Source organism: Pectobacterium peruviense (assembly GCF_003312355.2).
Classification (GTDB): Bacteria; Pseudomonadota; Gammaproteobacteria; order Enterobacterales; family Enterobacteriaceae; genus Pectobacterium; species Pectobacterium peruviense.
In genome coordinates, this window is sequence record NZ_CP161826.1 from 1,281,901 (window position 1) to 1,293,638 (window position 11,738).

An 11,738-nucleotide genomic window follows, 5' to 3' on the forward strand; every position below is an offset into this window, starting at 1 on the left:
TACCTGCTAATGATGCCTGAATTTTTTTCTTCCCCGTATTCCCCCGATCCGCTGCGCCGTCGTCTATTGACGGCGCTGCTGCTGTCGCCGCTGGTTTATTCGGCGGCGAGCAAAGGTGCTACACGTGCTTTTCCTGATTTAAGCCGTATTGTGGCGCTGGAATGGTTGCCTGTTGAACTGCTTCTGGCGTTGGGCATTACGCCCTTCGCGATTGCCGATAAGCATAATTACAACCTGTGGGTGAAAGAGCCTGCGTTGCCAGAGTCAGTGATTGATGTGGGGTTACGTACTGAGCCTAACCTTGAGTTGCTGACGCAGATTCGCCCATCCATGATTCTTTACTCTGAAGGTTATGGCCCTTCGGTCGCGAAAATGTCCCGCATTTCTCCGCTTCTAGGCTTTGGGTTTAGCAGCGAACAGGGAAAACCGCTGACATCGGCACAGACCTCAGTGATGAAACTGGCCGATGCGCTAAATATGAAGGCGGCTGGAGAACGGCATCTGACGGAGTTGGCGCAGTTTCTCCAGCAGGAAAATATCACGCTTCAGCCGTATACCGAGCGGCCTCTGTTGCTTATCACGCTGGTCGATAGTCGCCATGTGCTGGTAATGGCCAAGAACAGTCTTTTTCAGGAAGTGATGGATCATGTCGGGATAGAGAATGCCTGGCAGGGTGAAACCAGCTTCTGGGGCAGTACGATTGTGGGCATTGAACGTCTGGTGGAAATCGGTGATGCCAATGTGCTCTGCTTCGAACACGGCGATAGCGCCATCAGCGCGCAGCTTGATAATAATCCGCTCTGGCAGGCCATGCCATTTGTGCGTCAACAGCGTTTACAACGCGTGCCTGCCGTCTGGCTGTATGGCGGAACGCTTTCGGCGATGCGCTTTTGTCGCGTATTGAATCAGGCATTGGAGGCGAGAAAACATGCCTAATTCTCTGTCTGTCGCGCACAAGCGTGCCGTTCACCCGTTGGTACTTCCCATTGTTTTGATTGGTTTTCTGCTGCTCGTGATTCTGGGAATGGGTAGCTACAATTTGCAGCAGCAATTACCTGTGTCGCAGTGGTTTGAGGCGCTGACGCAGCCCGCGTTGAACAACATGCAGCAGCTTCTGTTCCACTACAGCCTGTTACCACGCATGGTGTTGGCGCCGCTAATTGGTGCTGGGCTGGGGCTGTGTGGCGTGCTGTTCCAGCAAGTCTTGCGCAATCCGCTGGCCGAACCATCAACGCTGGGGATCGCCACAGGAGCACAGCTAGGTATCACGGTGGTAACGCTGTGGGCGCTGCCCGGCGGCGAATGGATCCAGCAGGCCGCTGCGATGATCGGTGCGCTGGTGGTTGGCGCATTGGTGTTTGGCGTCGCCTGGGGCAAGCGGTTATCGCCAGTGACGCTGATACTGGCGGGGTTGGTGCTGAGTTTCTACTGTAGTGCGGTCAATCAACTGCTGGTGCTCTTCCATCATGAACAGCTTCAAGGCTTATTCTTGTGGAGCAGCGGCGTGCTGAACCAGCAGGACTGGAGCAATGTGCAGTTTGTTCTCCCACGTCTCGTGGTGTGTTTCTGTCTGGCACTGCTTCTGATTCGTCCGCTAACGCTGCTGGGACTGGATGACGGCGTTGCGCGTAATCTGGGGCTTGGGCTGTCGCTGGCACGTTTGAGTGCGCTTGGGTTGGGGATTTTCCTGTGTGCGCAGTTGGTGAATGCGGCGGGCATTATCGGTTTTATCGGCCTGTTTGCGCCGCTGCTGGCGAAAATGCTGGGTGCACGGCGTTTACTGCACCGACTCTTATTAGCCCCGCTGCTGGGGGCGCTGCTGCTTGGTCTCACCGATCAGGGCGTTATCTGGCTGAGCCGAGTGTGGCTTGACGTACCAACGGGCGCGGCAACGGCGCTGATTGGCGCGCCGCTGCTACTGTGGCTGCTACCGCGCCTGCGTAATAGCGGTCAACCCGCGATGGTCGACAGTAATAGCACGCCGACACTCGAACGTAGCCTGTGGGGAAAGTGGCTGCTGCTCGGCGTCATGCTGCTGGGAATGGTGATTATCACGGCGTTGATGTTGGGGAAAGATGCGGAAGGTTGGCAGTGGGGCGGTGGCGATGTGTTAGCGCAACTGCTTTCATGGCGCTGGCCTCGAGTTCTGGCTGCGCTAACCGCTGGGGTCATGCTGGCGGTGGCAGGAACGCTAATACAGAAATTAACGGGTAACCCGATGGGGAGCCCGGAGGTGCTGGGGATTAGCTCCGGCGCATCGTTTGGCGTCATTATTTTACTGTTTTTCATCCCCAGTAACGCGTTCGTGTGGCTGCTTCCGGCCGGAAGCGCGGGGGCAGCATTGACACTGTTGGTCATGGTGATTATCGCCGGACGAGGCGGTTTCTCCACGCAGCGTATGCTGCTGGCGGGGATCGCGCTGAGTATGGCGTTCTCTACCGTGATTGCGCTGTTGTTAGCCAGTGGCGATCCGCGTATGGGCACCGTACTGACCTGGCTGTCGGGATCAACCTATGCGGTCGAACCTATAGATGCGATACGCACGGCAGTAATCGCGATTCTGCTGCTATTGATCGTCCCGCTCTGTCAGCGTTGGCTGCGTATTCTGCCGCTTGGTACCACAACAGCCAGATCCCTTGGTGTAGCCGTCACGCCGGTTCGCCTGCTGGTCTTGCTGCTGGCTTCGGTGCTGACTGCGATGGCAACCATGATGGTTGGCCCGATGAGCTTTGTGGGCCTCATGGCACCACATATGGCGCGGATGCTGGGCTTTAGTCGCGTGTTGCCGCAAATTGCGAGCTCTGCGCTGATTGGTGGGGCACTGATGGTGATTGCGGACTGGTTTGGCCGGATGATCCTCTTTCCGGCGCAGATTCCGGCAGGGCTGCTCGCGACGTTTATCGGCGCGCCTTACTTTGTTTATCTGTTGCGCAAACAGGTGAAATAACGCGAGCGTCGGTGGGAAGGGAAACCCGTCGACGCCATGTGATTAGCCGGAGACGTTGATGGCTTCGACCAGCATCCAGAACGTGGTGAGCACCAGAGAAAGCGCCATGACGCCGTTGAAAGCTTTCAGTTTCCACGGTTCCTGAAGATGTTTACCGATGCGATCGCCGAGTAGCGCCCAGACTAAAATGCAGGGCAGATTGAGCGCCATAAAGGCGATCATAATGGTGAAAATGCCGTTGCTGGCGGTATAAAGCAGCGCGATGTTGCTGGACATCAACCAGGCTTTCGGGTTTACCGCCTGAAATAATGTTCCTTGCAGTACAGTCATCGGCTGTACTCGCCCTTGTAATTCTGGTGCCGACGAGCGCACGATTTTCCACGATAGCCACAGTAAATAGGCGCATCCCAACACGGTAAGGGGAAGGCGGATCATGCTCATCCAACTCAGCAAAAGCTCCAATGCCACGCCCATCAACACCGTTTGTATCGCGCAACCCATGACAATGCCCATCAGCATCGGTAACGTACGACGCAGACCAAAATTGACGCCTGACGTCGCCAGCAGCAGATTATTTGGCCCCGGCGTGATCGACATAACGGTGACGTAGCTGAAAAAAGAAGGATCGAGCATGGTGTTATCCTGATGATGGGGAAGAACACTATAGTAGGCAGAAAAAATAAATGGTTACAGATACACAAAATGATTATTGTAATGGGTACAAAGCGCATTAATCGTTAACTGTACTCATTGGCTGGCGGGGGAACTGTGTCCATCATCGATTCACAAGAAAGCACGCTCTATCAGCAACTCGCGGAAACCTTCGCCACGGCCATTCATCAAGGGACGCTAGCATCGGGAAGCCGTTTGCCTTCTATTCGTCGAGTGGCTGGTTCACATCAGGTGAGTGTCAACACGGTGTTGAATGCCTGGCGTATTCTCGAAGATCGCGGGCTGATCGAAGCACGACCACAGTCCGGCTATTTTGTCCGAGGGCGTCTGCCGTCGCTAACGGAAAGCAAACCTCACCGTGCGCAGGTGATTGTGCCGGGCAGTGAAAAACTGGATCTGATTGATACCGTGTTTGCTGCCCAAACTCACCCCGACTACACCAATATTTCTCTGGCGTGCCCGCAGCATGCTGATTTCTATCCGACTGAGAAGATCAGCCGCATTGCCGCCTCCTTGCTGCGACGACAGCCTGAACTGATTGGGCGCTATGCGCTGCCGCCGGGCAGTGAACGGCTGCGACGCGAAGTGGCGCGTCGAGCGATGGATTTGGGTATGACATTGACCCGTGAGGACATCACGATCACTCACGGCTGTATGGAAGCGTTACAACTGGCGTTACGTACGGTTACGCAGCCGGGCGACTGTGTGGGGCTGGAAACGCCAACCTATTTTTATCTCTTTCCTCTGCTAGCCAGTCTGGGATTGAAAACGGTGGAGATTCCTACCGATCCGCAGCGTGGCCTCGCGCTGGATGCACTGGAACTACTGCTCTCAGAAAATCGATTACAGGCGATTATCGCCATGCCGAACGCGCAGAATCCGTTAGGGTGCAGTATGACGCTGGCGGATAAAAAGCGGCTGGCAAAGCTGGTGAACGACTACCAAGTACCGCTTATTGAGGATGGATTATACAGCGAGCTTCAGTTTACCTGGCCGCTGTCGCCGACTGTGAAAGCCTTCGACCGCGAGGGTTGGGTTATTTACTGCTCCAGCTTCACGAAAACGCTGGCACCCGATTTTCGCATCGGCTGGATAGCGTCGGGGCGTTTCCGGGCAAAAGTGGCGCGATTGAAAGCGGTGTCGTCAATGGCGGAATCGGCGTTGCTATCAGAAACGCTGGCGCAGTTTCTGGAGTCAGGCGGTTACGATCATCATCTGCGCACGCTGCGTCGCCGCTATGCCGCGCAGATGGATGAGGCTCGTGGGCTGATTGCCCGGCATTTCCCGCAGGGTACGCGCGCGACGCAGCCGCAGGGTGGATTTGTCTTCTGGCTGGAATTACCGGGCGGTGTAGATGGGGTTGAGTTATTCCATCGCCTGCTGCAAGAGAAGATTTGCGTCACGCCCGGTGAGCTCTACACGCTGAGTGGTCGCTGTAAGCATGCGCTTCGGCTGTCTTGCTGCTACCCGTTTGATGAACGCTACACGTATGCACTTAAGCGTGCTGGCGCACTGGCGTGTGAAATGAGCGGCATGGGGCCGGGTAGCGCAGAATAGCGTTATGGCGTGCCGTTTCGTCCCCAGATTAGGTAGCCTGCTCGCTCGCTTAAGCGCTCATAGTAGGCGCGGACGGCAGGATAGTCTGTGTGTTCCAGCGGCGTTTCATACCAGCGGTTTACCGAGAGCCCGATAGGAATATCGGCCAGCGTAAACGCGTGTCCTGCAACGTAGTGACCAGTCTGCTCCAATTGCTGATTCAAAATGCCCATGGTGCGCGACCAAAGCGCGCAGGATTCGGCTAGCAGTTGCGGATCCTGATGCGTGGGAGACTGACGTACCAGCGACATAAAGGCGTAACGCCATGAGGGATTGAGCTCGGTGGCCTGCCAGTCGATCCATTGGTCTATCGCGGCGCGGCTACGCGGATCCTGTGGGTAGAGCCAGCTTCCGTCTTTCGCATTGGCGAGGTAGCGTAAGATCGCGTTCGATTCCCACATGACGAAGTCCTCATCCTGAATAACCGGTATCATGGCATTCGGATTGAGCGCCAAAAATTCCGGCGATTGCGGTGACTTATAGCCATCACCCCAGTCTTCGCGGTGGAAGGGAATCGCCAACTCATCACACAGCCACAGCACTTTCCGAACGTTGATCGACGACGTGCGTCCTAGAACCTTTAACATGACTTCTCCGCTATTTTCAGGCAAGTAGACTTACTCATAACCAATTTGAAATGGCTTGTCATTCTCGAACGGTAATTCTGACGAAAAAAGTGGAAGGCAGAAGTAGAGGGTAGAGGGCTGTTATTTAGCTGCCATGGCGTCATTCCGTGACGCCATGGTGTACGCGTTCGCTTTACAGGCGCGAGAAGCAGATCTGTGCGGCTTCGATGGTGCGTTCGATGTCCTGTGGCGTATGTGCCAGCGACATAAAGCCTGCTTCAAAAGCTGACGGCGCGAGATAAATCCCTTCTTCCAGCATCATGTGGAAGAAAAGCTTAAAGCGTTCGACGTCGCACTTCATCACATCCTGATAGCAGGTAACGCTGTCGGCATCGGTAAAGAACAAGCCGAACATGCCGCCTGCCTGATTAACCACCAGCGGAATATTTTCGGCTTTCGCGGCAGTCAGCAGGCCGTCAGCCAACTGATTGGTCAACGCGGTGAGCTTTTCATGTACGCCGGGTTTCGCCACTTCGGTCAAACAGGCAAAGCCTGCGGCCATGGCTATGGGGTTGCCGGAGAGCGTTCCCGCTTGATAAACCGGGCCAGTTGGTGCCAGCGCCTGCATGACTTCACGCTTGCCGCCGAATGCGCCGACTGGCATGCCGCCGCCGATGATTTTCCCCAGACAGGTTAGATCCGGCACCACGCCGTAGTGCGACTGCGCACCCGCCAGTGCGACACGGAAGCCGGTCATCACTTCATCGATGATGAACAGGGCACCAAACTCGTCACACAGGGCACGCAGGCCGGGAAGGAAATCCGGCAGTGGTGGAACGCAGTTCATGTTGCCCGCGACGGGTTCGACGATGATCGCAGCGATATCGTCGGGGTATTGTTCAAACGCGGCGCGTACGGATGACAGATCGTTATAGACGCAGGTCAGCGTATGACGGGCGAAGTCGGCCGGAACGCCGGGAGAGTTCGGTTGACCCAGCGTCAGCGCACCAGAGCCTGCTTTTACCAGCAGGCAGTCGGCGTGACCATGGTAGCAGCCTTCAAATTTGATGATTTTATCGCGGCCTGTGTAACCACGCGCCAGACGAATCGCGCTCATGGTGGCTTCTGTACCGGAGTTGACCATCCGCACCATATCCATGCTCGGCACTAGAGAGGTGACGAGACGCGCCATCTGCACTTCCATCTCAGTGGGAGCACCGAAACTCAGACCGCGTTCTGCGGCAGCAATGACTGCATCACGAATCGCTGGGTGATTGTGACCCAGTACCATCGGACCCCACGATCCCACGTAATCAATGTACGCCTGTTCGTCGACGTCGTAGAGATAGGCTCCGTCTGCCCGTTCGATGAACAGCGGGGTGCCGCCAACGCCGTTAAAGGCGCGAACAGGTGAATTCACACCGCCGGGAATAAGTTGCTGCGCCGCAGCATACAGGCTTTCAGATTTGTTCATTACGCGGTCCTGACTGGTCTTGATCGTAAAATGTAGGGGTATTCTAATGAACTGACCGCCGTTATGAAATCGCTGTGCAGGTTTTCACTTGAAAACGCGTTGCATCATACCCACTGAGAGTACTGGCTGAGGGGAATATGAAGCGGCATAATGCGGCGATTATTTCAACAGCAGCTGTCAAATCTTGAACGTTTTCTAATCCTGCCGGATAATAAGCATATGAATGTGGGTCTATCACCTGATAAGCCCTGAGTTGGGAGTAAAAATATGAGCGACGATATAGCAGCACTGCCTCTGCAATTTACCGATGCGGCGGCAAGCAAGGTGAAAAACCTGATTGCTGATGAAGAAAACCCAGAGCTGAAACTGCGCGTGTACATCACGGGCGGCGGCTGTAGCGGTTTCCAGTATGGTTTTACCTTTGATGATCAAATCAACGATGGCGACATGACCATTGAGAAACAGGGCGTGGCGCTGGTGGTTGATCCGATGAGCCTGCAATATCTGGTTGGCGGAGCAGTCGATTATACCGAAGGGCTGGAAGGTTCTCGCTTCATCGTGACGAATCCGAATGCGAAATCTACCTGTGGCTGTGGTTCCTCTTTCAGCGTCTGATCCCGCATTACAGTTATTCACCGACTAAAAAATAAAAACCGTGTCTTATTGAGACACGGTTTTTTTATAGCAGACATTTTTTATAACAATTAACCTGCCACAGAAGCGTTAAAAAATACGCCCCGTGTTTTACTGTGGTTACCATTCGACCGTAATCAACCGTGTTTCCGTACCTTGCGTCGTTTTTGTCGCGGAGGTAGAAAATTTTGCCTGATCGACCTGAATACGTGACTCAGTAATTTTAGGTTGAGGTACAGATGCTACGTTACAGTTCATTTGATATTGACCGGATTGCGGCGTGACGCCACACGACGGTAATATCGTCAGTTGAGCGTTAATTTGCCCACCCTGACTCCCTGCATATGCCGTGCTACAGGCCGCCATCAGCAGACCCGCGTAAAGCAACGCACTTTTCATGTTAAAGCTACCTGGTGTAAAGGAACCGATATCGGTTCAAAATTTTTATTTACTGCATATTGCTTTGGCTTTATCGCCGAGTGGTAATCAACACCTTTTATTGGTGTCTATGATTCCACCGTTACGCTCAGATTATCGGCAAATAATGGCGAAATAAAAGCCTGCTAGTGTTACAACTTGTATACTAATGAAGTTATTGTTATCGGAATGATTTCACAGTGTTAATTAACAATCACTTTGCTGACGAAGACGTGGATCTTAATTCTGTTAATTGAGAGCAAATTTGTTGTGCTGCCAAGAGCAAGCGAGGGCCGCTACGGCTAAACCAGTCTTCATTGACGGTAATAATGGGAACCGCTAGCTGCGGTTGCCAAAATGCCTGTGCATTGGCAATTTTATCTGGCGTACCGCCGATAATAATGGCCTGTGGCTGCCGTCTTAACACCTGTTCACGGCTTACCTGCGGCCAGGGTACTGGGCTGTCGGCAAAGATATTTTCTGCCCCGCACAGTGAAACGATCTGACTTTGCAGCGTCGCTTTTGAAGATGTAAACAGCGGCTGAGTGCCAAATTGAATGAATACCCGCAATGGCGCTATGTGTGCTGCCTTATGCTTCTCATCCGCGTGTTGTCGTTCGCCTATTTGCTGCTGAAAATCTGTCGCGGCCCGTTCGGCTTGTTCAGGATGGCGGCTATAGGTTGCCAACTGTCGTAATGACGCCGGAATATCGTCTAACGTTTTCGCATCCAGATAAACGATGGGAATCGAGAAATTAGCGAGCTGTTCCAGCGGACGCTGCGGGTTACCCTCGCGCCAGGCCAGAATAAGATCGGGCTTGAGTGCGAGGATCCGCTCAAGGTTGATTCCCTGCCAGGAGGCAACCTGTTCCAGCTTTTTCGCTTCCGGCGGGTAATCTGACCAAGCGCTGACCGCTATCAGTTGTTCGCCCATTCCAGCCGCATAGGCCATTTCCGTCGCGTGTGGTGCGAGACTGATAACACGTTGCGGAATGGCATAAGCGGCGGTGCAGAGCAGCAGCCCTGTCAGCCAGCAGAGGAACCTGACGGTCATCGATTAGCGTGCAGCCAGCTTGGCCAGAATCGCTTCTACCATCCGCGTTGATTGCTGTGCAGCAACGCTCAGGAACTCATCAAAACTCAGGTGTGAGGCTTTATCGGCCACATCAGAAATCGCGCGAACTACCACAAACGGTACGGCGAATTGATGGCAGACATGTGCGATCGCGGTGGCTTCCATTTCTACGGCAATAGCCTTCGGGAAGGTAGTGCGGATGCGTGCTAACGGCTCTGCGCCGTTAATGAAGGCGTCGCCGCTAACAACCAGACCGCGCACGGCATTCAGCTGTAAATCGGCAATGGCTTCCTGCGCCAGTGCGATGAGTTTTTCATCGGCAGGGAAAGCGGCAGGGCAGCCCGCCATCTGGCCGGGTTCATAGCCAAAGGCCGTCACGTCGGCATCGTGGTAGCGCACTTCATCGGAAATCACGATATCACCGACGTTCAGTGTGGATGCCAGGCCGCCAGCGGAACCGGTATTAATCACTACGTCCGGCTTGCTATGTTCCAGTAGCAGAGTGGTACCGAGTGCGGCGGAGACTTTGCCGATACCGGATTTAAGCAGCGCGACGTCTACGCCGTTGATTTGTCCGGTGTAGATTTCGCAACCCGCACGCTGGAAGGTCTGACGGTTTTCAATCCGATCGCGCAGCAGCGTTACTTCTTGTTCCATCGCGCCGATAATACCGACTTTCATAAGGTTCCCCGTAAATTCTGTTATAAATGGAAGGTGTATATCGCGGACGTTAGTCTATCATGGCTAGCGGGATGAGATGGAGTATCCATCATTGTGCTGTAGCGGGATGACAGGGAGAACTGTATGTCTGATATCGATTTCGCCAAAAAAATGAGCTTTCAGCGGCATTTCAGTCGACCTAAAACGGCTGAGAGTGAATATGCGATTGTGCGTCAGTTTGAAAGCGATCGCGGTCGTATTATTAACTCCGCTGCCATTCGCCGATTACAGCAAAAAACCCAGGTCTTTCCGCTGGAACGTAATGCGGCGGTACGTTCCCGTCTCACCCACTCGATGGAAGTTCAGCAGGTTGGCCGTTACATCGCAAAAGAGATTTTGCACCGTCTGCAAGCCGACGGCCGACTGGAATCGCTCGGGCTAGCGGATAGACAAACGCCGTTTGAAAGCCTGGTTGAAATGGCATGTCTGATGCACGACATCGGCAATCCGCCGTTTGGCCATTTTGGCGAGTCCGCGATTAATCAATGGTTCAGAAAATTGCTGGATAGCCATTATCTGGACAGTGAATCCCCGGAACGCGTCGATGATTGTAAAGTCCCTACGCTGCGGATGCAGCAGGATGGGCTAGACGATCTGCGCGGGCAGATCCGGCAGGATCTAAGCCATTTTGAAGGCAATGCGCAAGCGATCCGGCTGGTGCATACGCTGCTGAAACTCAATCTGACCTACAGTCAAGTAGCCTGTATCCTGAAATATACCCGCCCCGCGTATTGGCACGGCGATCTTCCCGCCGATTACAACTATCTGATGAAGAAGCCGGGTTACTATCTGGCAGAAGAAGCATTTGTCTTGCGGCTGCGTGAAGAGCTGGATATGGGGGAATTTCACCGCCATCCGCTGAGCTACATTATGGAAGCGGCTGATGATGTGTCCTACTGTATCGCGGATTTAGAAGATGCCGTCGAGAAAGATATCCTCACAATCGAAGAACTGTACGATCTGTTGCGTGAAAACTGGGGCGCAGGCGCAGAGAAAGACATTTTCGCCAAAACGATTGAATATGCCTACAAAGAGCGTGAGCGTTTAAAATGGCGCAGTCACGACGACCAGTTCTTTATGAATCTCCGTGTTAACACCGTGCAGCAGATGGTGCCCCATGCCGCGAAGCGTTTTATCGATAACCTGCCAGCGATCCATGCCGGATCGTTTAATCAGGCGTTGCTTGAGGATGATAGTCCGCAGAATCGCCTGTTAGGGATCTTCAAGCATGTCGCCTTAAAGCACGTTTTCAATCACCATGAGGTTGAGCAACTGGAGCTACAGGGTGACCGTGTGATTCGCGGCCTGCTGGATATTTATAGCCCACTGCTCGAGATGCCTTACCAGGATTTCAGCCAGCTGGTCAGCGACGATACGCACAAACGTTATCCGATTGAAACGCGGCTTTATCACAAGTTATCCAGCAAGCATTGTCTGGCCTATCGCGAAGCGGTCACTGAGTTGGAAGGGGTCGCTGGACCTGAACGGATCGTCCGTGAATATTATTATCGGGCACGTCTGATTCAGGATTACATCAGCGGTATGACGGATTTGTACGCCTACGACGAGTACCGCAAACTGATGGCGGCGGATTAGCCATGAACAGGCTGCAACGGAAATCGCGAGTTTTGTAAAGCC

The 11,738-nt window shown here is 53.8% G+C and carries 11 protein-coding genes; 5 read left to right on the top strand and 6 right to left on the bottom strand.

The window, feature by feature from the left end:
* Nucleotides 1–9: 9 nt before the first annotated feature.
* On the top strand, nucleotides 10–936 hold the full coding sequence (gene fhuD, locus DUT67_RS05865; RefSeq protein ID WP_113627964.1) for a Fe(3+)-hydroxamate ABC transporter substrate-binding protein FhuD: 927 nt from the start codon (nucleotides 10–12) through the stop codon (nucleotides 934–936).
* Nucleotides 929–2,947: a Fe(3+)-hydroxamate ABC transporter permease FhuB gene (gene fhuB, locus DUT67_RS05870; protein ID WP_113627965.1), complete on the top strand. Its 2,019-nt coding sequence runs from the start codon at nucleotides 929–931 to the stop codon at nucleotides 2,945–2,947. The genes fhuD and fhuB overlap by 8 nt, the downstream gene beginning before the upstream one ends.
* A gap of 42 nt (nucleotides 2,948–2,989) precedes the next feature.
* Here the strand turns inward: fhuB and DUT67_RS05875 are convergent, their stop codons facing one another.
* Nucleotides 2,990–3,580, bottom strand: coding sequence for a LysE family translocator (locus tag DUT67_RS05875; protein WP_113627966.1), 591 nt, complete (start codon nucleotides 3,578–3,580; stop codon nucleotides 2,990–2,992).
* 135 nt (nucleotides 3,581–3,715) lie between these two features.
* Here DUT67_RS05875 and DUT67_RS05880 point away from each other — a divergent pair, with 135 nt between their 5' ends.
* The gene (locus DUT67_RS05880; protein WP_113627967.1) at nucleotides 3,716–5,176 is read left to right on the top strand and encodes a PLP-dependent aminotransferase family protein; all 1,461 of its coding nucleotides are present in this window, start codon (nucleotides 3,716–3,718) and stop codon (nucleotides 5,174–5,176) included.
* Between the two features lie 2 nt (nucleotides 5,177–5,178).
* Here DUT67_RS05880 and DUT67_RS05885 read toward each other — a convergent pair whose 3' ends face one another.
* The gene (locus tag DUT67_RS05885; RefSeq protein ID WP_113627968.1) at nucleotides 5,179–5,802 is read right to left on the bottom strand and encodes a glutathione S-transferase family protein; all 624 of its coding nucleotides are present in this window, start codon (nucleotides 5,800–5,802) and stop codon (nucleotides 5,179–5,181) included.
* A gap of 172 nt (nucleotides 5,803–5,974) precedes the next feature.
* The gene (gene hemL, locus DUT67_RS05890) at nucleotides 5,975–7,255 is read right to left on the bottom strand and encodes a glutamate-1-semialdehyde 2,1-aminomutase (protein WP_113627969.1); all 1,281 of its coding nucleotides are present in this window, start codon (nucleotides 7,253–7,255) and stop codon (nucleotides 5,975–5,977) included.
* Nucleotides 7,256–7,522: 267 nt separating this feature from the next.
* Here hemL and erpA point away from each other — a divergent pair, with 267 nt between their 5' ends.
* Nucleotides 7,523–7,870, top strand: coding sequence for an iron-sulfur cluster insertion protein ErpA (gene erpA, locus DUT67_RS05895; protein WP_005969047.1), 348 nt, complete (start codon nucleotides 7,523–7,525; stop codon nucleotides 7,868–7,870).
* 138 nt (nucleotides 7,871–8,008) lie between these two features.
* On the opposite strand, the gene DUT67_RS05900 is transcribed toward erpA, so the two are convergent.
* The 3 genes from DUT67_RS05900 to mtnN form a co-directional block, all read right to left on the bottom strand.
* Nucleotides 8,009–8,287 (bottom strand): hypothetical protein, encoded by a 279-nt coding sequence (locus DUT67_RS05900; protein ID WP_048261603.1) that lies wholly within the window; start codon nucleotides 8,285–8,287, stop codon nucleotides 8,009–8,011.
* Nucleotides 8,288–8,519: 232 nt separating this feature from the next.
* Nucleotides 8,520–9,359 (bottom strand): vitamin B12 ABC transporter substrate-binding protein BtuF, encoded by an 840-nt coding sequence (btuF, locus tag DUT67_RS05905; RefSeq protein ID WP_113627970.1) that lies wholly within the window; start codon nucleotides 9,357–9,359, stop codon nucleotides 8,520–8,522.
* 3 nt (nucleotides 9,360–9,362) lie between these two features.
* Nucleotides 9,363–10,061 carry a 5'-methylthioadenosine/S-adenosylhomocysteine nucleosidase gene (gene mtnN, locus DUT67_RS05910; RefSeq protein ID WP_113627971.1) on the bottom strand — a complete coding sequence of 233 codons (699 nt, stop codon included), beginning with the start codon at nucleotides 10,059–10,061 and terminating at the stop codon, nucleotides 9,363–9,365.
* Between the two features lie 123 nt (nucleotides 10,062–10,184).
* On the opposite strand from mtnN, the gene dgt reads away from it, so the two are divergent.
* On the top strand, nucleotides 10,185–11,696 hold the full coding sequence (gene dgt / locus DUT67_RS05915) for a dGTPase (protein ID WP_113627972.1): 1,512 nt from the start codon (nucleotides 10,185–10,187) through the stop codon (nucleotides 11,694–11,696).
* Nucleotides 11,697–11,738: the final 42 nt, after the last annotated feature.